Source organism: Bradyrhizobium sp. 142 (genome assembly GCF_023074015.1).
Classification (GTDB): Bacteria; Pseudomonadota; Alphaproteobacteria; order Rhizobiales; family Xanthobacteraceae; genus Bradyrhizobium.
The window spans coordinates 24883-48535 of the sequence record NZ_JADPKQ010000230.1; the positions used below are offsets into that span (position 1 = coordinate 24883).

Sequence of the window (23653 nt, forward strand, 5' to 3'; positions counted from 1 at the left end):
ACGGTAAATGGGCTAAGATGCGGCAAGGGCGGACCATTCGGGGGCTTTGCCGTGGCGCGAAGTTACAAATGTCTGAATACTTGCTGCGGCGGGGCACGAAGTGCACTTGCGCGCGGTCGGTGTTCGACTCCCTCTCCCCGCAAGCGGGGCGAGGTATGAAGCCTCACCAGCTCTTCTTGAAGCCCGCCGTGAGGCTCTTGTTGATCGCGCCTTGCGAGGTCTCGCCGACGGAGCCTGAGACCGTGACGTTGTCGAACAGCTTCTGCTCAGCGCCGAACTTGTGCAGCCATTTGTCGTCGGTGGTCGACAGCGTCTGCCCGGCGATGATGCTGGTGCCGGTGTCTGTCAGGGTGACCTTGGCAGATTGGTCGGTCGCGTAATTGCGGACGATATGCCCGCCGACGCCGGGGAGCGCGGTGGTGCCCTGCTGGTTGATGCTATAGCCGTTCTGGAGCGTCAGCGAGGTGTCGTTCGACAGCGGCACTGACTTGATGAGCGAGGCGCCCATCTTGCTCTGCTCGGCGCCGGGATCGACGCGGGCTTCCACCGCGGTTTTATCCCAGATCGAGCCCGCGCCCGGCGCGGTCGCGGCCGCCCAGGCGCTGCCGGAGGATTGCGGCAGGTTGCCACCATTGGTGGCCTTCTGCGCCAAGAGCTCGGACATCGTCCGCGGCTCACTCGCTACCGTCATGTCGGCGCCGATCCGGGCGTCCCAGAACGACGACACCGACTGCTTCACCGTCACCGCCGAGGAGCCGTTCGCGTTGGCGTTCGACGACCAGTTGAGGCCGTCCTTGGCGGCGGCCTGCGCGCGCTTCTTGGCGGCGGTGATGTCGTTGAGCGTGCCGGCGTCGATCGCGAGCTGGCTCCAATCGAGCTTGTCGACGTCGATGCCTTTGAGCACGTCGGGGTCGTTGACGTCGGGGGCCTCCGCGGCCTCGGCCTCCTCGTCAGGCGCCGCCTCGGCTGGCGGGATGATCTGCGCCGATGCCGTCAGCACGGAGGCGAATATGAACGCGGCCACCAGCATTGGCAGCCTGGTCCAACCCAAACCTGTCGAGAATTCCATCGTCCTGCCCGCGAGCCCAGTTCGCGCGGAGGATGCGGAACTATCGTTGCGAAATTGTGGCGCTGGCCTCATCTCAAAAAACGACCACTCAAAAACGAACCAACGGGCCGCGCGAAAGGCGCGCGCCCGATGACGAGCATCTCCACGACGGCGGCGGGGCTGGAGGCCAGGACGCGTCGCAGGGAGCATCAGCCATCGGTCCCGAAACCGGGGCCCGTTGGTGTCTCCCTCAGCCGACGCTGGTCATCTTCGGCAGATGAGTGGCGCGGCCAAGTGCCTGCTCGACCAGATCAAAGGTGTCGATCAGCACGCGCATGTTGACGAGCCTGCCCGCCCTGAACTGGGCGAACTGCGCCACCCGCAGCGAGATCGGCTTGTCGGAATCCAGTGCGGTCAGCGAATAGCGCAGCATCGAGGCGGCCGAATCCACCCCGAGCATGATGCTTTCGCGGTCGAAACGGCGGACCCGGAAATTGTCGGCGAGCTGGCGGATCACGTCGAGAACCGCCGCCTTGCCCTGGCGCGCGCCGAGGAACGGGAACATGTCGATCGGGCCGTAAAGCGCCCAGTCGACGTCCTCGTCGATCAGGGCCTCGATATCCTCGAAATGCCGGTTGTTGATCGCGCGGTGCAACGCGCGCGAGAAACGCCAGAGGCTGTGCTCTGTCATTTTGGGGCGTCCTAAAACTGGCTTTGCAAAAAACGAAAAACAACCCCACGCACCGTAAGGCGCCGCGGCCGCTCAATTCATTAGTGTACGAACAAAATACCGGATCCTGGCCAAAACCGCAATTCACGTTTTCGCATGCACAATTGAGCGCGCTTCGTGAAATTTACCCAATAGATGCCCGTCCGGCGTCTCCCGAAACCGGGTCACCCGCCGCAGTGCGCGCCTTGTGCACAAGGCGTGGCGATTGCTGAGAAGACGGCATAACCCCTCAGCCCGGCCTTTGTGATGCCTCTGGTCTGGTTGGTGCCGGGCTGACCGGCCTGTTGCCGTGACCGCACAGGTCCCGGGTTTCGCTTCCCCGCTCGGTTGCCAACCAACCACCGTTCACCCACACTTCCGCCCTGACTCGACATTTTGGGGGGATCGATGCCGGCGTTCCGCTTTGAGAAGTTCTTGGCCGCTGCGATCTTCGGGATTGCCCTGGCCGTCCTACTCCAGCCTCGCGCTTGCTTTGCCTACACGCAGGAGGAACAGCAGGCCTGCACGCCCGACGCGATGCGGCTGTGCGGCGAGTTCGTTCCGAACGTCGATGCCATTACCGCCTGCATGATCCAGAAGAAGGCGCAGCTCTCGCCGCAGTGCCGGCCGTTCTTCCGGCAGGGACCGGAGCCAGGCGAGGTCCGCGCCGGCAAGCCGACCAACATTGCGCCCAAAACCGCCAGGAAGAGCACGAAGGCGGCCAAGAAGAAAAAGCCCAGCGAGGGCTGAGCGCTTCCTGGCACGTTCCTGTCGCGAAACTGCGTCATGCCCCGGGCAAAGCGCGACCTCCGGGCGTTCACTTTTCCGGTGCGTTGTTTCGCAGCCGCTTGAATCAAAATGACCGAGGCATCAGCTACGCGACAGCTACTGGACTCCTTTTGTTCGCCCGCTCGCGCGCATGCTTGCGCCAATTGCGATCGCCGTCGATGAAAGAAGAGTCGCGATGCGACTTGCTCGGCAGGGTTGCGTTTCGTTTTTTCTCGCAGCGCTGCTCAAGAAACGCACGATTGCCGGGTGCGAAAGACGCTGCGCGGCAATTTGTGTCTATCGTCGCGCCAATCAGTGTGACTCAAAAGCCAACACGTCTTGTTATTTCGTGGCTTGGGCGCAACTCCCGGTAAATTTTTCTTTCGCGAATCAGCGCAGTGATTCATTTTCGCGATCTAGGGTCAATCTGGAGGCCAAGGTATGAACGTTATTGTTTTTGCATCGCGTAAAGGCGGCTCGGGCAAGAGTACCCTGGCCGCACATCTCGCCGCGCAGATCAAGGCGACGAAGCCCATCCTGCTCGTCGATGCAGATCCGCAAGGGTCGCTCACGCTGTGGCACAAGCTGCGTGGCACCAACGAGCCGCCGATCAAGTCGGCGGTGAACTCGGTCAGCGGCATCGTCTCCGCTGCCAAGCGCGACGGATATGAATGGGTGTTGATCGACACGCCGCCGAACCTGTCGGCCGTCGTCGACGATGCGATCAGGAACGCCACGATGGTGGTGATTCCGGCGCGTCCCGGCGTGTTCGACGTCAACGCGGTGCAGGAAACCATTCAGATGTGCCGTGCGGCGCGCAAGCCCTATGCGGTCGTGCTCAACGGCGCGCCGGCCCGCCGCGACGAGTCCGAAAGCCCGATCGTCACCATTGCCCGCGAGGCGCTGGCAAAGTTCCGCGCTCCCGTATGGGGCGGCCAGATCACTAACCGTTCCGATCTTCTGATGGCGCTGAGCCATGGCGAAGGCGCGCGGGAATATCAGGCCGAGAGCCGCGCGGCTCATGAAATTGCAAGGCTGTGGGCGGCGATCGAACGTTCAGTTAAGGCTATTCGCGGCACAGCGTCGGCATCCGGCGCAATGCACAAGCAGGCGGCATAATTCATCATTCATTTCCCTGGGACGAAAAACGCGCGGATGTCCGCGCGTTTTGCGTTTTCTGGAAGTGAAGATGGAAGTTACGCCACCATCAGCATGTAGAACACGATGACCGGCGACAGCGTCAGGATCACCGACCAGATGCCGACAGCCCAGAGAATGTCCTCGGTGCTAAAGTTCTGCTGTCCAGCGTCGTAATGCGACGCCATATCATTCTGACTATTCACAAACGCCCCCGCGATTTCTTCGCTTTATGGGCGTGAACGATACGCACGATGCTTTAAGATTCCGGGTCGCAGTGTCGCGCGTATTTGAACACAGGTGCTACCACGGATTAACCATCCGTGGGCAGGCCGTGTCAGGCCAGCCAGACGCGAAACACCAGCACCGGGATCAGGTCGAGCAACACGGCCCAGAACCCGAACGGCGACACCACCAGAATTCCCTGCAAGAGATCGGCAGGCGCGAAATTCTCCGCGGCCGTCGGCCGGATACGATGTCCCATGATTTCCCCCTCTGAAAGACATTGGAGGAAACGATAGGCACCCTCGCGTAAACGAGACGAGGATGCCCATGCGGCGCCTGCGAAGGCCGTTCGCGCGCGGTTAACCACGGACTCCGCTCTCTCGCTCCCTCTCCCCGTTCTTACCAGGGCAATCCCATATGGATTTCACGCGGATTGTCCGCGGGCTTGCTCCGCCTCTCCCGCTTGCGGGAGAGGCCGACGCGCTCGCAGAGCGCGGCGGGTGCGGGCTCTCGCCATGGCGGGATATCCTTTCCAATCTCGACAATCCCGACGCGGAGACGCCCCCACCCCAACCCTCCCCCGCAAGCGGGAGAGGGAGCCCACTGCCGATGTCGCCGCATCGTGCATCCATATGCGATTGCCCTGCCGATTGCGGGGAGAGGCAAAGGAAGAGCTAGGCCGCAACTCTCATCCGCCGTTCGATCTCGCGATCGAGCGCGGCGGCGAGCTCGCTGCTGATCTCCACCATCGGCAGGCGCACCTCGGGGCTGTCGATGAGGCCGCTTCGCCACAGCCAGTACTTTGCAGGTGCGGGACTGGGTTCGGCGAACAGCAGGCGCGTCAGCTCCGCGACCTCCTGCCAGCGCGCCAGCGCCGCGTCGTGATTGCCGCGCTTGAGCTCGGCATGGACCGCGGCGAAGGTCGCGGTCTCGACATGTGCTGACAGCACGATGCCGCCGTCGGCGCCATCGCAGAGCGCTTCGTGATAATTTGCGTCCTCGCCGGTGAGCACGCGAAAGCCCTGCGGCCGGTCGCGCAGCAGCGCGATGGATTGCGCGCGGCTCGCGCCGCAATCCTTTAGCCCGACGATGTTTGGATGCTCAGCGAGCCGCAGCAGCGTCTGGTTGGTGATGTTGACCGAGGTGCGATACGGGATGTTGTAGAGCGCAAGCGGCCAGGCGGCGTGATCGGCGAGCGCCTCGAAATGCGCCAGCAGTCCGCGTTGCGACGGTCGCACATAATAGGGACTGGCGATCAAATAGCCGTCGATCGGCCAGTCCGCGGTCTCATCGAGGCGGTCGTTTAGTCGCGACGTATCGGCGCCGGAGAGCCCGAGGCAGATCGGCACCGTGCGGCGACCGGCCGCCATCTCGTCGCGCACGACGGCGACGAGGCGCTCGAGCTCGGCGTCCCGCAGCGTCATGCCTTCACCGGAGGTCGCCCCCAGGATGAAGCCGTCGACGGCTTGTCCGCTGTAATGCCGCGTCAGCCGCCGCAGCGACGTCTCATCGAGACGACCGTCGTGAAACGGCGTCACCAGCGGCAGCCAGAGCCCGTGCAAATGACTTGGTAGGTCGGTCATGTTCCATCTCCTTCTCGGACAGGACCTGAGACGGAGGGCACATGAAAAAACCCCGTCCAGGCGGCGGGGTTTTCGAAGATTGCGACGATGACGAAGTCAGCCTAGCGCGCGCAATAATCCGAGGTCCCCGAATGGGGGCCCTTTTTCGAGACGACTGCCTCGAACGAGATTGCGCACGACTTCGTGATCATTCGCAAATGATGTGGGGTATACGTGGAACTGTCAATACACGTGGAAGGCGAGGGTGAAATATTCAAAAAAAAGCCGGACTCGAACGAGCCCGGCTTAAGGTATTGGCCACGTGAGGCCGACACAATCACCTTCCAAGAGGGATTACTGAACTCCCGCGCCACTGGAGGAGGGGGACAAATGCGCAACGCGAAGGCTCAGCGTGCATACATTATGAGCTTGCCCCACGCCATGCAGCAACCGTCGAGGTCGCATGTCAGACATGCGGAAATCAGGACGGCCAGCGTTGCGCCTTGCTCACCACGAAGTCGCGGAACACCTGCACGCGTGCGACCGTCTTCAATTCCTCGGGATAGACGAAATACGTGTCGAGTTGGATCGAGTCGGACTCGCCGAACAGCTGCACCAAGCGGCTCTGCTCTTCGATCAGGTAGTCCGGCAGCGCGGCGATGCCGAGGCCCTGCTGACAGGCGCGCACGAGACCGAGGATGTTGTTCACCCTGAAATAAGCTTCGCGCGGACCGCTGCCGTTGCGGCCGGCTTCGACCAGCCAGTTGCGGTTCTGCAGATGCGGCGCGAAATTTCCGTCGGAGAGCGTGATGATGCGGTGGGAGTCGAGCTCTTCCAGCGTTCGCGGCGTGCCGAATCGCTTGATGTAGTCCGGCGAGCAATAGGCGTGGAAGCCCATCGCGAACAGCTTGCGTTGGATCAGATCCGGCTGCGTCGGCTTGCGGGTTCGGATCGCGACGTCGGCCTCGCGCATCGACAGGTCGAGCTCTTCGTCGGTGACGATCAGCGAGATCCGGATTTCCGGATAGAGCGCGGTGAATTCGCCGAGCCGCGGGATCAGCCAGTTGATGCCGACGCCGGGCGTGGTCGTGATCTTGAGATCGCCGCTCGGCCGCTCGCGGCTGTCGGTCAGTTTCGCGCGCGCCGCCTGGAGCTGCATGAACACGTCATGCGCGGTGCGGAACAAGAGGTCGCCCTGCTCGGTGAGGATCAGGCCGCGGGCGTGGCGGTGGAACAGCGAGACCGAGAGCTCCTGCTCCAGCGCCGAGACCTGGCGTGACACCGCCGATTGCGACAGGCCGAGCTGCTCGCCCGCATGCGTGAAGCTGCCCGCTTCCGCCGCCGCGTGAAACACCTTCAGCTTGTCCCAGTCCATATCCGTAAATCCGTCGCGTGTTCTAGCCATGATCGTTATTCCGCTGCCGCGCGCTCGCAGGCGCGCAGGGCCAAGAATCGTTCGGCTTCGAGCGCTGCCATGCAGCCGAGGCCTGCGGCCGTGACGGCCTGGCGATAAGTCTCGTCGGCGACGTCGCCGGCGGCGAACAGGCCGGGCACCGAAGTGGCGGTCGAGTTCGGGGCGACCTCGACATAGCCCGACCGTTTGAGCTTGACCTGGTCCTTCACGAGCTCAGTCGCCGGCGCGTGCCCGATGGCGATGAAGACACCGTCGGCCTTCAGCTCGCGGAGCGCGCCGGTCTTGACGTTCTTCAGGCGGACATGGGTGACCTTGCCAGGGTTGGTCTCGCCGCAGATCTCGTCAATGGCGCTGTCCCAGACCACCTTGATCTTGGGGTGCTTGAACAGGCGATCCTGTAGGATGCGCTCGGCGCGGAAATGGTCGCGGCGGTGAACCACCGTCACCTGCGAGGCGAAGTTGGTCAGGAACAGCGCCTCCTCGACCGCGGTGTTGCCGCCGCCGACCACGATCACGTCCTTGCCGCGATAGAAGAAGCCGTCGCAGGTGGCGCAGGCCGAGACGCCAAAACCTTTGAAGGTCTCCTCGGAAGAGATCCCGAGCCAGCGCGCCTGGGCGCCGGTGGCGAGGATGACGGTCTCGGCGAGGTAGACGTCGCCGGAGTCGCAGATGAGGCGGAACGGCCGGTGTGAAGTGTCCAGCCTGATGACCAGGTCAGTCTTGATTTGGGTTCCCACATGCAGCGCCTGCTTCTCCATCTGCTCCATCAGCCAGGGGCCCTGGATCACGTCGGCGAAGCCCGGATAATTCTCGACGTCGGTGGTGATGGTGAGCTGGCCGCCCGGCTGGATGCCCTGGATCAGGATCGGCTCGAGCATCGCGCGCGCGGCGTAGATCGCCGCTGTGTATCCGGCAGGACCGGAGCCGATGATGACGACCTTTGCATGGACATGGGCGGACATGGTGACGGACGCCTTTCACGGGGATTGCAGCGCGGCGCGGAACGTGCCGGGGAGGCCTCGCGGAGACGCTGAAATATCAGAGCCAATCTAAGCCTTCTGGTGAGCCATGCAAGAATTGCATTCCCAATCGGCGGATTTTTCCAGCAGGGAACAAAAGTCGATTTGCGCTGCACGCGCAATAAAATTGCTCATTCCGCCAAGACTGGGCTATGAGGTTGCGGCAAACCCACCCGAGACCGCCATAAAGGCCAGGAGTTCCATTCACGTGTCGCGGAACCTAGACGAGATCGACTTCAAAATTCTCGCCGAGATCCAGGCCGACGGACGAATCACCAATGTCGAGCTGGCCAAGCGCGTCGGAATTTCGCCGCCGCCCTGCCTGCGCCGCGTCCGCGCGCTGGAGGAAGAGGGCTATATCCATGGCTACCGTGGCCTGCTGGATCCGCGGAAACTCGGATTCGACGTCACGGTGTTCGCCGCCGTGCATCTCTCCAGCCAGGCCGAGGCGGATTTGCGCGCCTTCGAGGAGTTCGTCCGCGCCGAGCCCTTGGTGCGGGAGTGCTGGATGCTGTCCGGCGAGGTCGACTTCATCCTGAAATGCGTCGCGCCCGACATGGCCAATTTCCAGGATTTCGTCACGCACCTGACCGCGGCCCCCCATGTCCGCAACGTGCGGACCTCGCTGGTGCTGCACAATTCGAAGTACGAGGCGGCCGTGCCGCTGGACGTGAAGGGACGGAGATAGCTCGCTGTATCTCTCCCTCTCCCCGTTCTTGCGCAGCAACAAAAAGGCCGCGCTAAGCGCGGCCTTTTCAAATGTCGGCGCATGCGACGGCAAAATCCTTACCGCCACTCCACCTTGGTGATCTCATACGCCTTGGCGCCGCCGGGTGCGTTGACCTCGACGGTCGAGCCTTTCTTCTTGCCGATCAGCGCGCGCGCGAGCGGCGAGGTGATGGAGATGCGGCCTTTCTTGGCGTCGGCCTCAACCTCGCCGACAATCTGCCACACCGCCTTCTTTTCGGTGTCCTCGTCGACCAGCGTCACGGTGGCGCCGAACTTGATGGTGTCGCCGGACAGCTTCGAGATGTCGATGATGTCGGCGCGCGCGAGCTTGTCCTCAAGTTCGGCGATGCGGCCTTCATTGTGGGACTGCTCTTCCTTCGCAGCATGATATTCCGCGTTTTCAGACAGGTCGCCGTGCGAGCGCGCCTCCGCGATATGCTCGATGATGCGCGGACGGTCCTCCGACTGGCGCTTCTTCAATTCTTCCCCGAGCGCGGCAAACCCGCCCGCTGTCATCGGAACCTTTTCCATCTTCTCTCTCGTCCTTCGATCGTGCGCCCGAAACCGCAGTTGGGCGCCCGCAACCTTGATTCGTCGGTATTCCGAGGCCCAAGACAGGGGCCGCCGGACGTTGACAGATAGGGGCTAGGCGACGGAACAGAACTGCCACACGACCGGACGGTTCCTCCGGCCATTGTGGCCTCAGTGCCTATCACTTAGCGGAGGCTTTGCCCCGCCAATGATCAGGTTTCCGAAAAATAGCTCTGCAGGGTACGAACCTCAAGGTCCCCGCCCAGATAGGCCCGGATGCCCTGCGCGGCCGCCACGGCCCCGGAAAGAGTGGTGTAATATGGCACTTTATGCAAGAGGGCCGCGCGCCGCAGCGAGCGGCTGTCGGCGAGCGCCTGCGGGCCTTCGGTGGTGTTGAAGACGAGCTGGATATCGCCGTTGGTGATGGCGTCGACGATGTGCGGCCGCCCCTCCAGCACCTTGTTCACCTTCTCGGTCGGAATGCCCTGATCGGTGAGGAAGCGCTGCGTGCCCGAAGTCGCCAGCACCTTGAAGCCGAGCGAATGCAGTTCGCGAACGGCCTCGGCGATGCGTGTCTTGTCGCTCTCACGCACAGAGACGAACACCGTGCCCTTGCGTGGCACGTGCGTGCCGCCGCCGAGCTGGCTCTTGGCAAACGCTACGGCGAAGGAGCTATCGATGCCCATGACCTCGCCGGTCGAGCGCATCTCCGGGCCGAGCACCGTGTCGACGCCCGGGAAGCGCGCGAACGGAAACACCGATTCCTTCACGCCGACATGCTTGAAGTCCGCCTTCGTCAGCTTGAAGTCGGCGAGCTTCTCGCCGGCCATGATTCGGGCGGCGATTTTTGCGACCGGCGTGCCGACCACCTTGGCGACGAACGGTACGGTGCGCGAGGCGCGCGGGTTGACTTCGAGCACGTAGATAGCGCCGTCCTTGATCGCGTACTGCACGTTCATCAGGCCGACGACGTCAAGACCAAGCGCCAGCTCACGTGTCTGCCGCTCCAGCTCCCCGATCATCCTGGCATCGAGCGAGTGCGGCGGCAGTGAGCAGGCGGAATCGCCGGAATGGATGCCCGCTTCCTCGATGTGCTCCATGATGCCGACAATGAAGGTGTCCTTGCCATCGCACAGACAATCGACGTCGATCTCGGTGGCGTCTGACAGATAGCGGTCGAACAGCAGCGGATTCTTGCCGAGCACGGTGTTGATCTGCCCGGTCTTGTCGTTCGGGTAGCGCGCCTTGACGTCGGCGGGCACCAGCTCCGGCAGCGTGCCGAGCAGGTAGTCGCTGAGCTGGTTCTCCTCGCGGATGATCTGCATCGCGCGGCCGCCGAGTACGTAGGAGGGCCGCACCACCAGCGGCAGGCCGAGATCGGCCGCGACCAGGCGGGCCTGCTCGACCGAATAGGCGATGCCGTTCTTCGGCTGCTTGAGACGCAGCTTGTCGAGCACACGCTTGAAGCGGTCGCGGTCCTCCGCAAGATCGATGGCGTCGGGCGAGGTGCCGAGGATCGGCACTTCGGCAGCTTCCAGCGCGCGCGCAAGCTTCAGCGGAGTCTGGCCGCCGAACTGCACGATGACGCCGTGCAGCGTGCCGTTCGAACGTTCCTTCGCGATGATCTCCAGCACGTCCTCGGCGGTGAGCGGCTCGAAATAGAGCCGGTCGGCGGTGTCGTAGTCCGTCGACACCGTTTCCGGGTTGCAGTTGACCATGATGGATTCGTAGCCGGCGTCATGCAGCGCGAAGCAGGCATGGCAGCAGCAATAGTCGAACTCGATGCCCTGGCCGATGCGGTTCGGTCCGCCGCCGAGGATGATGACCTTCTTCTTGTCCGACGGCATGCTCTCGTCCGCCGGCGCGCCTGCGAACGGCGCCTCATAGGTCGAATACATGTAGGCGGTGGGGGAGGCGAATTCGGCCGCGCAGGTGTCGATGCGCTTGTACACGGGACGGATACCGAGCGCGTGGCGCTTCGCGGTCACCTCGGCCTCCGTCGCCTGTGCGAGCACGGCCAACCGCGCGTCCGAGAAGCCCATCGTCTTGAGCGAGTGCATGGCGAAGGCGTTGCCCGGCAGGCCGTTCTTGCGAACCTTCTCTTCCATCTCGACGATGCCGCGCATCTCGCTGAGGAACCACGGATCGATCTTGCAGGAATTGAAGATGTCCTCGTTCGACCAGCCGAGCCGCATCGCCTGGGCGACCTGGAGCAGCCGGTTCGGCGTCGGCGTGCCGAGTGCGGCCCGGATCGCGTTCTTGTCGTCGTCGCGGCCGAGACCCTCGATCTCGATCTCGTCGAGGCCGGTGAGGCCGGTCTCGAGCCCGCGCAGCGCCTTTTGCAGGCTCTCCTGGAAGGTACGGCCGATCGCCATCACTTCGCCGACCGACTTCATCGACGTCGTCAGCGTGGTCGATGCGCCCGGGAACTTCTCGAACGCGAAACGCGGCACCTTGGTGACGACGTAGTCGATGGTCGGCTCGAACGAGGCCGGCGTCGCGCCGCCGGTGATGTCGTTGGCGATTTCGTCCAGGGTGTAGCCGACCGCGAGCTTGGCGGCGACTTTTGCGATCGGAAAGCCGGTGGCCTTGGAGGCCAAAGCGGACGAGCGCGACACCCGCGGATTCATCTCGATGACCACCATGCGGCCGTCGTCCGGATTGACGCCGAACTGAACGTTGGAGCCGCCGGTCTCCACGCCGATCTCGCGCAGCACCGCCAGCGAGGCGTCGCGCATGATCTGATATTCCTTGTCGGTCAGCGTCAGCGCCGGCGCCACCGTGATGGAATCGCCGGTGTGAACGCCCATTGGATCGAGGTTCTCGATCGAGCAGACGATGATGCAATTGTCCTTCTTGTCGCGCACCACCTCCATCTCGAACTCTTTCCAGCCGAGCACGGATTCTTCGATCAGCACTTCGTTGGTGGGAGATGCATCCAGGCCGCGCTCGATGATGTCGAGGAATTCTTCCTTGTTATAGGCAATGCCGCCGCCAGTGCCGCCCATCGTGAAGGAGGGGCGGATGATCGCCGGCAGGCCGATCTCGGACAGCGCCATCAGCGCCTGGCCGAGCGCATATTCCTGGTAGCGCTTGCGGCGGTCGCTTTCGCCGAGGATCCATTGTCGCTCGAGTTCTTCGAGAGCTGCGCCGGACAGTTTCTCGCGCTCGGCCTGGTATTTGTCGCGATAGGATTTCTTCAGGGCGGAGGCGTTGGCAAGCCGCGACTTCGGCGTCTCAAGCCCGATCTTGGTCATGGCCTCGCGGAACAGCTGGCGGTCTTCCGCCTTGTCGATCGCATCCGCCGTGGCGCCGATCATCTCGACGTCGAATTTTTCGAGCGTGCCTTGCCGGCGCAGCGACAGCGCGCAGTTTAGCGCGGTCTGCCCGCCCATGGTCGGCAGCAGCGCGAAGCCGCCGGGAATGATGTGACGTTCCTTCTCGATGATCTTGGCGACGATCTCGGGCGTGATCGGCTCGATATAGGTCGCATCGGCCAATTCCGGGTCGGTCATGATGGTGGCCGGGTTGGAATTGACGAGCACGATGCGATAGCCCTCTTCCTTCAGCGTCTTCACCGCCTGCGTGCCCGAATAGTCGAACTCGCAGGCCTGTCCGATCACGATAGGACCGGCGCCGATGATCAGGATGGTGGTGATGTCTGTACGTTTGGGCATCAACTCTCGCCGAAGTCGGATTTGGGCACAAAAAAAGGGCGCGCTTGCTGCGCGTCCCCTGTGGCCGAGAGCGCGTTGGTCTTCCTCGCGCGCGGGTGGGTCTTAGACCAGATTCCGGGGCGGCGAAACCCCGAAAAATGCCCATCAACCGGCAATTTTGACGGGTTTCGGCCGGGCCTGCCAGCCGCGGGTGAGGTGGACCAAAAGCGAAGCCGTAACGCTCGATCCGCCAATCCAGCCGAGGTCTGTCGGCGACAGCGTCGCCAGCACCGCGCCGCCCAGGGCCCCGCCGATGGCGAAGCCGAGATACATGGCGGAGGCGTTGAGCGAGAGCGCGATCATCGAGGCCTGTGGCTCGATCCGGATGATGCTGGCAATCTGGGCCGGATAGAACGCCCAGCCGGAAATGCCCCAGAGGAAGATCGCACCCAGCACGGCATAATGCGCCTGCCCCGGCATCAGCTTCAGGACCAGCGAATGCAGGATCAGCGCGCTCGCCATGCCGGCGAGTCCGAGCGCCGCGGTCATCAGCGTGCCGAGCCGGTCAGCCAGGACGCCGCCGAGCATGTTGCCGATTGCGGCTGCACCGCCGAACACCAGCAGCGCAAGGCTGATCTGCGACGCATCGAATCCCAGGCCGCGCAGCGGGACCGCGAAATAGGTGAACACGGTGAAGCCGCCGAGCGCCCACAGAATCGTAATGACGAGCGCGGCCAGCACGTTGCTGTGACGCGCCACGGCCAGCCGTTCAGCGAGCGAAGCCGTGTTTCGCGGCAGGCCGCGAGGCAGGCCAAGCAGGAGGCCGGCGAGTGCGACAGCGCCGAGGACCGCAACCATGGCAAAGGTTGCGCGCCAGCCGAGCACGCTGCCAACCAGATTGCCAAGCGGGACGCCGACGACGGTCGCCACCGTAAGGCCCGAGGTGACAAGCGCCACGGCGCGGCCGCGCCGCTCGGGCGAGGCGACGGCCACCGACACGGCGAGCGCCGTCGGCATGCACAGCCCCGCGCCCAGCGCCATCAGCATGCGCGAGGCGAGCAGCAGTGCGTAGCCCGACGCAACGGCTGCAAACAGGTTTCCGGCAATGAAGGTCGACAGCGCCAGCGCCAGCGCGGTGCGGCGGTCGATGTTGTTCATGGTCACCGCGAGGATGGGCGAGCCCACGGCATAGGTGAGGGCGTAAGCGGTGACCAATTGACCGGCGGCCGGGACCGAAATTCCCAAGTCAGTGGCGATCGTCGGCAAAAGTCCTGCAATGACAAAGCTTTCCGTGCCGATCGCGAACGCCGCCAAGGCCAGCCAGAAGACGCTCATCCGATTTTATCCTTATGTTCAACGTTTATTGAACTATTGATCGGCAACGTTTCGGTGTCAATTGGTTCAAGAACTATTGAACAATGCGGTCACTTCGCTATGATTCCGACATGAGCCGCACGCCCCTTCATCCCACCCGCGAGCAGATCGAGCTGCCGATGGTCCTGGATTGCCTGAGCGATCCGATCAGGCTGGCAATCGTCTACCAGCTCGCCCAGCAGGAACATATCAGCAGCGAATTGTGCTGCGGCGATTTCAGCGGCCTCGGCGGGAAGTCCAACCTCGCCTACCACTTCGCCAAGCTGCGCGAATGCGGGCTGATGCAGACTCGGGTGGCGGGGACCAATCGGTTCGTGCGGCTGCGCCGCGAGGATCTGGATGCGCGCTTCCCGGGCCTGCTCGATGCCGTGATCAACTCCGCCGCGAAGGATGCCGACCGGCTTCAGCTGCTGTCCGGGTGCGATGTGGTCGACGCGCAGAGCAATTGAGCCGATTGCGCGCAGGTGCCGGGCCGAGGAAGCTCCAGTCCGTCTACGCTTTCGCTTCGCTCAAGCTACGCCGGACACGCTGCGGGTCTGGCGTGGCTGCGCCACGCGTAGCCCCGCAGGGGCGAAGCGTGGAGGCCCGGCCTGGATTTGAACCAGGATAAAGAGCAATGCACTGCTCTCGCGTAGACGCTTCCGCCACCGGGCCGCGCGGATCATTGCCGATCGGGAGGCGACAAGCCACCTCAGCCAATTGTTATGCTTAACGGACCAAGGGCGGCCGCGCGATGAAGGTCATGCGCCAGCGGTTATGGCCGATATTGGTGTGGGCACGCTGGACCGCGAACCCGGCCGCCGCCAGCTTCGCGGTGATCTCGTCCTCGCTGTAGCGCTGCAGTCCAATGCGCGTTCGCAGATGGCGGTAGTCCGACAGCGCCGTGCTGATCAGCCCGACCAGCGCATCCTTCAAGAAGCCGTGGCGCAAGGCGAAGCTGAGCAGCGCGGTGACGTCCTGGGCCATCCCGACATTGGGCTGGAGGATGTCGCCGAGCACCAGCTTGCCGGACGGCGTCAACAACCGCCGGATGTTGCGTAGCGCCGCATCGAGTTCCCCCGGCGTCATGTATTGCGCGACCGAGTTCATCACGACAAGGTCGATGGATTGGTCCTGCATCTTGCGAACGTCATCGAGCGAGCGGACGCGGATTTTTGTATTCGGGGCAAACCGGGCGATCAGGCGGCCGCGCACGCCCGGGGCGGGCTCGGCCAGGATCAGCTTGCCGCAGGCGGATGCCACCTGCTCGGCCGAGAGCGCCTCGCCGCAGGCATAGTCGAGCACGGTCGCCTCGGGCGACGAGATGTAGCCGATGATGTCCCGCGCGATGATCCGGAAGTGCAAATCGCGATGCAACTTGCTGACATAGATCGTATGCGTGGAGTCGTAATAATCGATCCAATCATCCATGGTATTTCGAAGGTCCCGGCCTAACGGTTCCGTGAGCGGAACCGGCGCTGCCCGCCTTGCGTTAGGGGTGCGACGGCGCGCCGTCAATGTCCGCGTCCTAACAGGAAGGTTTCCCGTGAGCAAAGCCCCCAACAAGGTCTCGCCCGACCTCGACACTCCCACGGATCTGTCGCCACAGGCCGTCAACAAGGTTTCCGAGGCGCTCAACGTGCTTCTGGCCGATGCATTCGCGCTGTATCTGAAGACCAAGAATTTCCACTGGCACATCAGCGGCCGGCATTTCCGCGATTATCATCTGCTGCTCGACGAGCAGTCCGATCAGATCTTCGCCACCACGGACCAGCTCGCCGAGCGCGTGCGCAAGATCGGCGGCACCACACTGAAGTCGATCGGCCAGGTCGCCAAGCTGCAGACCATCAAGGACAACAACGAGGATTACGTCCCGCCGCGCGAGATGCTGCGCGAACTGATGCAGGACAACAAGCATGTCGCAGCTGCGATGCGCAAGGCGCACGAGGTCTGCGACGAAGCCGGAGATGTCGCCAGCGCCAGCATCCTCGAAGTCTTCATCGACGAGACCGAGCGCCGCACCTGGTTCCTGTTCGAAGCCACCCGCCAGGAAGGCAGCAACGCGGCGTAGAGGACGTTAGACGCAAACGCCTCCACAATGTCGTCCAGGCCTAGCGCGCAACTTGCGTACGGGGGCCGGGACCCATATCCCCAGGGAGAAGTTGTGGCGCGGGATGCGCGTTAGCGAGTCTTCGCCAAACTACGTTTGGTGGTTATGAGTCCCGGCCCTCGCCGGGACGACGACGAGTGTTTGGATAGACCTGAGCAACTCAGTCGCGCCACAGCTGCATCAAAGGCCCGTCCTTGCCTTGCACCGGATCGGCCGGCGGCAGCTTCACGGCGGGAATCGTCTTCAGCGCCCTGGCGTGGTTCTCCGGAGTCGGCCGCGTGATCTCCATCTTCGATCCCGGCGGATAGGCGCCGATCACGCAGAAATCGTCGCTCGCCTTGATGCATTGATGTCCGGTGCCGGCGGGAAGGATCGCGACATCGCCTGCCTTGATCTCCAGCTCCTGGCCATGATCGCCGCCGAAGCGCACCCGGGCGCTACCGCGCGCGACGCCGAGCACTTCGTGCACCGTCGTGTGATAGTGCAGATAGTCGAAGACGCCGTTGCGCCACGTCCCGCCCCAGCCATTGGCGCCGAACAGATTTTCGATGGACTCCTCCGGGTGTTTCGGATCGAGCTTCACTGCGCCCTGATAGACCAGGAAGGGGAGGATGTTGTTCGGCACCAGCCCGTCATCCTCGAACACGATGGCGAGCGGCTCGGCATTGTCGCGGACGACGGACATGGCGGGCTCCTGCGTGAGCGTGGCAGGGATCAACGAGGGGCGTCACTCGACGTTCCCCGTCATTCCAGGGCGACGCGCAGCGTCGACCTATGATGCGCAATTGCGCACCTGAGAATCCATCGTGCCGCAGAGCTTGTTGTCTGATGGATTCCGGGTTCGTGCTTCGCACGCCCCGGAATGACAAAAAAAGCCCGGGACCATGCCCAGGCTTGATGTCGTGAGTGCAGTTGAGAGAGGAGAGCGCGCCTTACGCGCTCTTCTTCTGCCGCATCAGATCCGCAAACCGCTGGAACAGATAGTGCGAGTCGCGCGGGCCGGGTGAAGCTTCCGGGTGGTACTGCACCGAGAACACCGGCTTGCCGTCGAGCTGGATGCCGCAATTGGAGCCGTCGAACAGCGAGATGTGGGTCTGGGTTGCGCCCTTCGGCAGCGTGCTCTCGTCCACGGCAAAGCCGTGGTTCATCGAGGTGATCTCGACCTTGCCGGTGGTCTCGTCCTTTACCGGGTGATTGGCGCCGTGATGGCCCTGATGCATCTTCCTGGTCTTGGCGCCGACGGCGAGGCCGAGCATCTGGTGGCCGAGGCATATGCCGAAGGTCGGCGTGCCCGACTTGATCACGTCCTGGATCACCGGCACGGCATATTTGCCGGTCGCGGCCGGATCGCCCGGACCATTGGACAGGAACACGCCGTCCGGCTTCATCGCCAGAATGTCTTCGGACGAGGTCGTGGCCGGCACCACCGTCACCTTGCAGCCGACACCGGCGAGCAGGCGCAGAATGTTGCGCTTGATGCCGTAATCGATGGCAACGATGTTGAACTCCGGGTTTTCCTGGCGGCCAAAGCCCTTGTCCCACAGCCAGGGCGTCTCGTCCCAGGTGAAGCGCTGGCCGGAAGTGACCATCGGCACGAGGTCCATGCCCTCGAGCCCCGGCCATTCGCGCGCCTCTTCCTTGAGGCCATGCAGGTCGAACTCGCCGTCCTTGGCGTGCGCGATCACGGCATTGGGCATGCCCTTGGAGCGGATCAACGCGGTCAGCGCCCGGGTGTCGATGCCGGAGAGGCCGATGATGCCGCGCGCCTTGAGCCAGGCGTCGAGATGCCTGGTGGCGCGGTAGTTCGAGGGATCGGTGATCGCGGTGCGCAGGATCACGCCGCGCGCGCCGGGCGTCGCGGCCATGTTCACCGTCTCGATGTCGTCCTCGTTGGTGCCGACATTGCCGATATGCGGGAAGGTGAAGGTGATGAGCTGCCCGGCATAGGAGGGATCAGTCAAGATCTCCTCGTATCCGGTCATCGCGGTGTTGAAGCAGACTTCACCGACGGCTTGGCCCTCGGCGCCGAGACCAAAGCCTTCGAGCACCGTGCCATCGGCGAGCACGAGGAGCGCGGTCGGTTTGTGGTCCGGCCAGGCGGGGTCGTTGTCATGTTGTGTCATGAGCCCGGTTCATAGTCTCCGCGGACGCCGCCGTCAAAGCAGGACAGCGCCGATTCACATGCGTTTTTGCATATTTGACAGTTCTCCTCGGGCACCTAAGCTGGAACTGGCAATTTTTGCGCAGTTTTAGGGTGGCCGCCGGGAAACAATGAACCGGACCACGGCGGGTCCGGTATGGCCTCTTGCCTGCGAACGTCCTAGATCAGGCGCTATGGATTGAGAGGATCACGACCATGTTGCGCGATGACATCAACAATGCGGTGAAGGAGGCCATGAAGGCCAAGGAGGAGCGCAAGCTCTCCACGCTGCGTATGGTCAACTCGACCATCAAGAATGCCGACATCGAGGCGCGCGGCAGCGGCAAGCCGCCGCTGTCGGATGCCGACCTGCTCGGCGTGCTCCAGAAGATGATCAAGCAGCGTCAGGAGTCGGTCGAGCTCTACGACAAGGGCGGCCGCGCCGAGCTCGCCGCGCAGGAGCGCGAGGAGATCGCGGTGATCTCGGCTTACCTGCCGAAGCAGATGTCGGATGACGACGTGAAGACGGCGATCTCGGGCGCCATCGCCGAGACCGGCGCGGCCGGCATGAAGGACATGGGCAAGGTCATCGCGGCCTTGAAGGCGAAGTACGCAGGGCAGATGGATTTCGGCAAGGCCAGCGGTTTGGTGAAGGCGGCGTTGTCGGGCTAACTTACCCTCCTCTGGAGCTTTGTCATGCTGACCGAAGCGTCCACCTACGACGAGCTCTATCGCAACTTTCGCTGGGACATCCCGGCGCGCTTCAACATGGCGGAGGCGTGCTGCGATCGCCATGCCGACGGCACGGGACGCCTCGCGCTGGTCTATGTCGACGAGAACGGCGCAACCTCGCGCACCTCATTTGACGAGGTCGCCGAGATGTCGCGGCGCTTTGCCAACGTGCTGCGGGCGGACGGGCTCACGCGCGGCGACCGCGTCGCGGTGTTCCTGTCGCAGTCATTGGAATTGCCGATCGTGCACATGGCGGCGTTCCGCTCCGGGTTGATCTCGATCCCGCTATTCGCGCTGTTCGGTGAGGACGCGCTGGAATTCCGTCTGTCGAACGCGCAGGCCAAGGCAATCGTCACCGACGAAGCCGGCTGGGAGAAGCTTACAAAGATCCGCGATCGGCTGCCCTATCTGCAAGACATCTACGTCACGAGCGGCGCCGTTCACGCGGGCGCAAAACCGTTCTGGTCGGCGATCGAAACCGCCTCAGAGGACTTTGAGACGGTCGATACTTCTGCGGATGATCCGGCGCTGATCATCTACACGTCAGGCACGACCGGCAATCCCAAGGGCGCGCTGCATGCGCACCGCCTTGTGCTCGGGCATCTCCCGAACGTCGAGATGTGCCACAACTTCCTGCCGCGACCGGGCGATCTCATGTGGACGCCGGCGGACTGGGCCTGGATCGGCGGGCTCGTCAACGGCCTGTTCGCATTCTGGTATCACGGCATTCCCCTGGTCGGCCACCGGGCGCGAAAATTCGAACCGCAGGCGGCGATGCAGATGATGGCTGATCTCGGCGTCCGCAACGTCTTCCTGCCGCCGACGGCGCTGAAGCTGATGCGCCAGGCCGGCGTGAAGCATCCGGGCGTCAAGCTGCGCAGTATTTTTACCGGCGGTGAATCGCTCGGCGGCGAGCTTCTGGGCTGGGTGCGCGAGACCTTCGGCATCGATGCGCACGAGGTGTTCGGCCAGACCGAGTGCAACCTCGTGATCGGCAGCAACTCCAACCTGTTTCCGATCCGCCCCGGTTCGATGGGCAAGGCGACACCCGGCTTCGACGTCCGCATCGTCAATGACAAGGGCGAGGAATTACCGCGCGGGCAGCGCGGCATCATCGGTGTGCGCCAGCCGTGCCCGTGCACGATGATCGAATACTGGCGCAATCCGGAGGCGACGGCGAAGAAATATGCCGGCGAGTTCCTGCTCACCGGCGATCTCGGCGTGCACGATGCGGACGGTTACTTCTGGTACGTCAGCCGCGAGGACGATGTCATCACCACCGCCGGCTACCGCGTCGGCCCGTCCGAGATCGAGCACACGCTGATGAAGCATCCCGCGGTGGCGATGGCCGCGGTGGTCGGCATCCCCGATCCGATCCGCACCGAATCGATCAAGGCCTGGATCGTGCTGCGTCCGGGCTTTGCCGGCAGCGACGCACTCGCGCGCGAGATCCAGGAGTTCGTCAAGGTGCAACTCGCCGCCCACGAATATCCGCGCTTCGTGCAGTTTGCGGAAACCTTGCCGATGACGGCGACCGGCAAGGTGTTGCGACGCGAGCTGCGGGCGCTCGGGTAAGTTGTTTTGATTCGACGAAGTCAGGTGATGGCAAAGATGTCTCAAGCCGCCGGCCTCCACCGCGCCTCACTCGAGAAGTTGCACGATCTGGATGCAGCGCTGGAGCTCATGTATTACGGCTGGCGCGGGATGACGCTGGAGGCCGACGCGTATCTTGCCAAGCAGGGCCTCTCGCGCCCGCACCATCGTATCCTCTATGTGGTGGCGCGCCGGCCGGATATCGCAATCGGCTCGCTGATCGAGATCCTCGGGGTGTCCAAGCAGGCTTTGAACCGGCCACTCAACCTCCTCCTGGAGCGCAAGCTCCTGATCTCGCAGCGGTCGCCCGAGCAGCATCGCTCCAAACTGCTGCGCCTGACGGGCGCGGGGCAGCGCATCGAGCGAAGGGCATCCGACCATGAGCGCAAGGTTCTGCGCGAAGCGTTCGATCGCGTCGGGGCGCCCGGTGCTGCCGCATGGATGGCCGTCATGGAGACGATCGCCGACAACAGCTGACGGATCCTAAAGTCAATATAGTTGACATGAGAGCCGAGCTTTGCCACTGTTCGGGCAACGAACCAGGGGAGGGTCGCTTCATGAGCGGACAGGCAATGAATCGCGCAGCCGCCGAACGGTTTGTCGCGGCATGGTGCGCGAACTGGTGCAGGGTCGATATCGATGCGGTCGTTGCGCATTTTGCCGCCAATGCAGAGATGCGCAGCCCTCTGGCCCTCAAACTGACCGACTCTCCCATCGTCACCGGCGCCGAGAACATCCGCGCCTACTGGCGCAAAGCCTATGGCAGCATCGAAAGCGCCGATTTGAGGATCCTGAATTGGAGCTGGGACGACACGATCGCGCGACTGACGGTGTGGTGGCAACTGGGCGACACGCGCGCCAGCGAGTTCATGGATTTTGATGACGCCGGCCGTGTAGTGCGCAGCGAGGCCTTCTACGGAAAATAATCATGCGCCCTTCCGACTTCGTACTGCTTCTCAATGCTCTCTGGTTCGGCGGTGCCTTCATCCAGTTCAGCGTTGCCCAGCGCAACACGCTGAAGATATTGCTGCCGCGGGAAGAGCGCAGCAACCCGATCGCGCCGACCTTGGCCGCGAGCGTCGCGTTCCTGGGCGGGATCAATCTGCCGATCGGGCTGTTGTCGCTCTATCTTCTCGCTGCTCGTCCGCCGTTTTTCGGATCGCTCGAGGCGCAGCTTGTACTGCTGCTGTTTTTTGCCGCCTGCCACTTCAGCCAGTTCGCCTACACCGTTCCGGTTTTGATGCGCGGCGGACGCGTCGGGGTGGCTTACTGGCCCGTGCTGAAGGGCCCGATGCTCAGGATATTTGTCGTCGACGCGGCATTGTTCGTGGCCAACCTTGGTGTGGCGATTTTGCTGGCGTTGCAGTCGTGACACAGCGTGTGGTGCAGATCGCACGGCAGCTTGAGCAAAGGCGCCACTTGCCGATGATCGGCTGAGCCGCGGTGATCGTGGTGCTCTTGATCGTCTCGGCGCTTGGTGGTGCCGGTGGTGCTCTGATGTCGTCCCGGCGAAGCCGGGACGCATATCCCTAGGGAGAGTTTGACGCAAGTTGGTGATGACCAGCCTTCGCGAAAATTCATTCAGTGGCTATGGGTCCCGGCCTTCGTCGGGACGACAATGAGCATTGTAGCCGCTACGGCGTCTTGATCCCCATCGCCTTCAGCGCGGCGAGCATCTGCGCCGGCGGCGCCATCTTGATCTGTGGCGCCTTGCCCGTCTCCAGCAAACTCTTCAGTCCCGACAGGATCGCGGGCCAGCCTTGCCGTCCGCCGGCAAGGATGTCGTCGCTGAGCGGCCGGTCGTGGCTCTCACTCATGGTGAGCCGGGCCGCGTCGCCGACCGCCTCGATCTCATAGGTCACCAGCGTCGGACCGAGCTTTTCGATCAGCTCGGGCCACTTGACGTTGAAAGTGACGGAAAGCCTCCGTGGCGGATCATATTCGAGGACTTCGCCGCTGATGTGCAGGGCACCGTCGGGCGTACGCACGATAAACGCGCCGCCGAGCCGTGGCTCGACCTCCACGGCATTGCCGAAGAAGTATTGCCGGCTGAACTCCGCCGAGGTCAGCGCCTCCCATACCTTCTCGGGCGTCGAGGCGATGTAGATGGTGTAGACCGTAAGCGGCTTGAATTGATCGAGGTTCATTTTGCGTCGAATCCCTTATTAAGCGCCGTGCGCGGGATGGCGAGCACTTTGCCTCTTTCCAGGAGGCTCTTGAGCCCGGACAGGATCGCCGGCCAGCCATTGGAAACGGCTCCGAGATATTTCCCGCCTTCGACGAAGCCGTCATGCAGCACGGTCAAACGCACGAGCGAGCCGAACGGTTCGATGGTGAAGGCCACACGCGAGATCGGTTCGCCGCGCAGTTCCTCGTACTTTTGGTGCTTAAAGCTGTAGGACAACCGCCGCGGCGGATCGGCTTCGAGGATTTCGCCGGAATCGGTGGTCTCGCCGTCCAGCAGCAGTGCGAAGGGAGAGCCGACCTTCCAGTCGGACCTGACCTCGGCGCCGAACCAGTATTGCTTGGTGAATTCGCTCGATGTCAGCGCCTCCCACAGCTTCTCCGGCGTGGTCTCGATATAGGTGACGTAGACAAATTCCGGTTTACTCATCGCGCTTCTCCAACTGGCGTTTCAACTTGCCGAGCGCGGCAAGCTTGCCGCGCTCGAATTTCCTGATCCAGCGTTCGCCGATCTGATGGATCGGCACTGGGTTGAGATAGTGCAGCTTCTCGCGGCCATGCTTGATGGCCGTGACCAGGTTGGCTTGTTCCAGGATCGCAAGATGTTTTGTGACTGCCTGGCGCGTCATCGCGAGGCCCTCGCAGAGTTCGTTCAACGACTGTCCGTTGCGGGCGTGAAGCCTGTCCAGCAGCGACCGTCGGGATGCGTCGGCCAGCGCTTTGAAGACCTCGTCCATGGCAGG

General features: G+C 63.2%; 26 protein-coding genes and 1 tRNA gene. 10 read left to right on the plus strand and 17 right to left on the minus strand.

What is annotated here, in order from left to right; translation table 11 throughout:
- Positions 1–163 precede the first annotated feature (163 nt).
- Together IVA82_RS21540 and IVA82_RS21545 are read right to left on the minus strand one after the other, a co-directional pair.
- Positions 164–1030: a hypothetical protein gene (locus tag IVA82_RS21540; protein ID WP_247382449.1), complete on the minus strand. Its 867-nt coding sequence runs from the start codon at positions 1028–1030 to the stop codon at positions 164–166.
- A 268-nt stretch (positions 1031–1298) separates the two neighbouring features.
- Positions 1299–1739, minus strand: coding sequence for a nuclear transport factor 2 family protein (locus tag IVA82_RS21545; protein ID WP_247382450.1), 441 nt, complete (start codon positions 1737–1739; stop codon positions 1299–1301).
- A gap of 426 nt (positions 1740–2165) precedes the next feature.
- On the opposite strand from IVA82_RS21545, the gene IVA82_RS21550 reads away from it, so the two are divergent.
- Complete coding sequence (locus IVA82_RS21550) at positions 2166–2507, plus strand: hypothetical protein (protein ID WP_247382451.1); 342 nt, start codon at positions 2166–2168, stop codon at positions 2505–2507.
- A gap of 459 nt (positions 2508–2966) precedes the next feature.
- The gene (locus IVA82_RS21555; protein WP_148739356.1) at positions 2967–3644 is read left to right on the plus strand and encodes a ParA family protein; all 678 of its coding nucleotides are present in this window, start codon (positions 2967–2969) and stop codon (positions 3642–3644) included.
- A gap of 77 nt (positions 3645–3721) precedes the next feature.
- On the opposite strand, the gene IVA82_RS48570 is transcribed toward IVA82_RS21555, so the two are convergent.
- The 5 genes from IVA82_RS48570 to trxB all read right to left on the minus strand — a co-directional run bounded on the left by IVA82_RS48570 (position 3722) and on the right by trxB (position 7825).
- Entirely contained in the window at positions 3722–3850 is a 129-nt protein-coding gene (locus IVA82_RS48570; RefSeq protein ID WP_256469691.1) for a hypothetical protein, read from the minus strand.
- A gap of 149 nt (positions 3851–3999) precedes the next feature.
- On the minus strand, positions 4000–4146 hold the full coding sequence (locus tag IVA82_RS21560; RefSeq protein ID WP_247382452.1) for a hypothetical protein: 147 nt from the start codon (positions 4144–4146) through the stop codon (positions 4000–4002).
- A 415-nt stretch (positions 4147–4561) separates the two neighbouring features.
- On the minus strand, positions 4562–5470 hold the full coding sequence (locus tag IVA82_RS21565; RefSeq protein WP_247382453.1) for a 4-hydroxy-tetrahydrodipicolinate synthase: 909 nt from the start codon (positions 5468–5470) through the stop codon (positions 4562–4564).
- A gap of 460 nt (positions 5471–5930) precedes the next feature.
- Entirely contained in the window at positions 5931–6854 is a 924-nt protein-coding gene (locus IVA82_RS21570; protein WP_007614700.1) for a LysR family transcriptional regulator, read from the minus strand.
- A 5-nt stretch (positions 6855–6859) separates the two neighbouring features.
- Positions 6860–7825, minus strand: coding sequence for a thioredoxin-disulfide reductase (gene trxB / locus IVA82_RS21575; RefSeq protein WP_247382454.1), 966 nt, complete (start codon positions 7823–7825; stop codon positions 6860–6862).
- Between the two features lie 265 nt (positions 7826–8090).
- Here trxB and IVA82_RS21580 point away from each other — a divergent pair, with 265 nt between their 5' ends.
- Positions 8091–8570 carry an Lrp/AsnC family transcriptional regulator gene (locus IVA82_RS21580; RefSeq protein ID WP_247382455.1) on the plus strand — a complete coding sequence of 160 codons (480 nt, stop codon included), beginning with the start codon at positions 8091–8093 and terminating at the stop codon, positions 8568–8570.
- A 98-nt stretch (positions 8571–8668) separates the two neighbouring features.
- Here the strand turns inward: IVA82_RS21580 and greA are convergent, their stop codons facing one another.
- The 3 genes from greA to IVA82_RS21595 all read right to left on the minus strand — a co-directional run bounded on the left by greA (position 8669) and on the right by IVA82_RS21595 (position 14133).
- Entirely contained in the window at positions 8669–9142 is a 474-nt protein-coding gene (gene greA / locus IVA82_RS21585) for a transcription elongation factor GreA (protein ID WP_027534300.1), read from the minus strand.
- 212 nt (positions 9143–9354) lie between these two features.
- Positions 9355–12819 (minus strand): carbamoyl-phosphate synthase large subunit, encoded by a 3465-nt coding sequence (gene carB, locus IVA82_RS21590; RefSeq protein ID WP_247382456.1) that lies wholly within the window; start codon positions 12817–12819, stop codon positions 9355–9357.
- 144 nt (positions 12820–12963) lie between these two features.
- The gene (locus IVA82_RS21595) at positions 12964–14133 is read right to left on the minus strand and encodes an MFS transporter (RefSeq protein WP_247382457.1); all 1170 of its coding nucleotides are present in this window, start codon (positions 14131–14133) and stop codon (positions 12964–12966) included.
- Positions 14134–14243: 110 nt separating this feature from the next.
- Between IVA82_RS21595 and IVA82_RS21600 the strand changes: the two genes are divergently transcribed.
- Positions 14244–14621: a helix-turn-helix transcriptional regulator gene (locus IVA82_RS21600; RefSeq protein ID WP_247382458.1), complete on the plus strand. Its 378-nt coding sequence runs from the start codon at positions 14244–14246 to the stop codon at positions 14619–14621.
- 129 nt (positions 14622–14750) lie between these two features.
- Here the strand turns inward: IVA82_RS21600 and IVA82_RS21605 are convergent.
- Both IVA82_RS21605 and IVA82_RS21610 read right to left on the minus strand, forming a co-directional pair.
- A tRNA-Ala gene (locus tag IVA82_RS21605) sits at positions 14751–14826 on the minus strand.
- 54 nt (positions 14827–14880) lie between these two features.
- Positions 14881–15582, minus strand: coding sequence for a class I SAM-dependent methyltransferase (locus IVA82_RS21610; RefSeq protein ID WP_247382459.1), 702 nt, complete (start codon positions 15580–15582; stop codon positions 14881–14883).
- Between the two features lie 115 nt (positions 15583–15697).
- On the opposite strand from IVA82_RS21610, the gene IVA82_RS21615 reads away from it, so the two are divergent.
- Complete coding sequence (locus IVA82_RS21615) at positions 15698–16222, plus strand: DNA starvation/stationary phase protection protein (RefSeq protein WP_247382460.1); 525 nt, start codon at positions 15698–15700, stop codon at positions 16220–16222.
- 199 nt (positions 16223–16421) lie between these two features.
- Here the strand turns inward: IVA82_RS21615 and IVA82_RS21620 are convergent, their stop codons facing one another.
- Entirely contained in the window at positions 16422–16946 is a 525-nt protein-coding gene (locus IVA82_RS21620; protein ID WP_247382461.1) for a cupin domain-containing protein, read from the minus strand.
- 247 nt (positions 16947–17193) lie between these two features.
- Positions 17194–18384 (minus strand): glutamine-hydrolyzing carbamoyl-phosphate synthase small subunit, encoded by a 1191-nt coding sequence (carA, locus tag IVA82_RS21625; RefSeq protein ID WP_247382462.1) that lies wholly within the window; start codon positions 18382–18384, stop codon positions 17194–17196.
- A 233-nt stretch (positions 18385–18617) separates the two neighbouring features.
- Between carA and IVA82_RS21630 the strand changes: the two genes are divergently transcribed.
- The 5 genes from IVA82_RS21630 to IVA82_RS21650 all read left to right on the plus strand — a co-directional run bounded on the left by IVA82_RS21630 (position 18618) and on the right by IVA82_RS21650 (position 22098).
- Positions 18618–19073 carry a GatB/YqeY domain-containing protein gene (locus tag IVA82_RS21630; protein ID WP_247382463.1) on the plus strand — a complete coding sequence of 152 codons (456 nt, stop codon included), beginning with the start codon at positions 18618–18620 and terminating at the stop codon, positions 19071–19073.
- A gap of 24 nt (positions 19074–19097) precedes the next feature.
- Positions 19098–20708 carry an acyl-CoA synthetase gene (locus IVA82_RS21635; protein ID WP_247382464.1) on the plus strand — a complete coding sequence of 537 codons (1611 nt, stop codon included), beginning with the start codon at positions 19098–19100 and terminating at the stop codon, positions 20706–20708.
- Positions 20709–20735: 27 nt separating this feature from the next.
- Positions 20736–21203 carry a MarR family transcriptional regulator gene (locus IVA82_RS21640; RefSeq protein WP_247382465.1) on the plus strand — a complete coding sequence of 156 codons (468 nt, stop codon included), beginning with the start codon at positions 20736–20738 and terminating at the stop codon, positions 21201–21203.
- Between the two features lie 80 nt (positions 21204–21283).
- Positions 21284–21652 carry a nuclear transport factor 2 family protein gene (locus tag IVA82_RS21645; RefSeq protein WP_247493518.1) on the plus strand — a complete coding sequence of 123 codons (369 nt, stop codon included), beginning with the start codon at positions 21284–21286 and terminating at the stop codon, positions 21650–21652.
- A gap of 2 nt (positions 21653–21654) precedes the next feature.
- Entirely contained in the window at positions 21655–22098 is a 444-nt protein-coding gene (locus IVA82_RS21650; protein WP_247382467.1) for a hypothetical protein, read from the plus strand.
- Between the two features lie 262 nt (positions 22099–22360).
- Here the strand turns inward: IVA82_RS21650 and IVA82_RS21655 are convergent, their stop codons facing one another.
- Genes IVA82_RS21655 through IVA82_RS21665 form a run of 3 tightly spaced genes read right to left on the minus strand, consistent with a single transcriptional unit; the run spans position 22361 to position 23647 of the window.
- Positions 22361–22873: an SRPBCC family protein gene (locus tag IVA82_RS21655; RefSeq protein WP_247382468.1), complete on the minus strand. Its 513-nt coding sequence runs from the start codon at positions 22871–22873 to the stop codon at positions 22361–22363.
- Positions 22870–23340, minus strand: coding sequence for an SRPBCC family protein (locus tag IVA82_RS21660; protein ID WP_148741937.1), 471 nt, complete (start codon positions 23338–23340; stop codon positions 22870–22872). Before IVA82_RS21660 ends, IVA82_RS21655 begins: the two co-directional genes overlap by 4 nt.
- Entirely contained in the window at positions 23333–23647 is a 315-nt protein-coding gene (locus tag IVA82_RS21665; RefSeq protein WP_247382476.1) for a metalloregulator ArsR/SmtB family transcription factor, read from the minus strand. Before IVA82_RS21665 ends, IVA82_RS21660 begins: the two co-directional genes overlap by 8 nt.
- Positions 23648–23653: the final 6 nt, after the last annotated feature.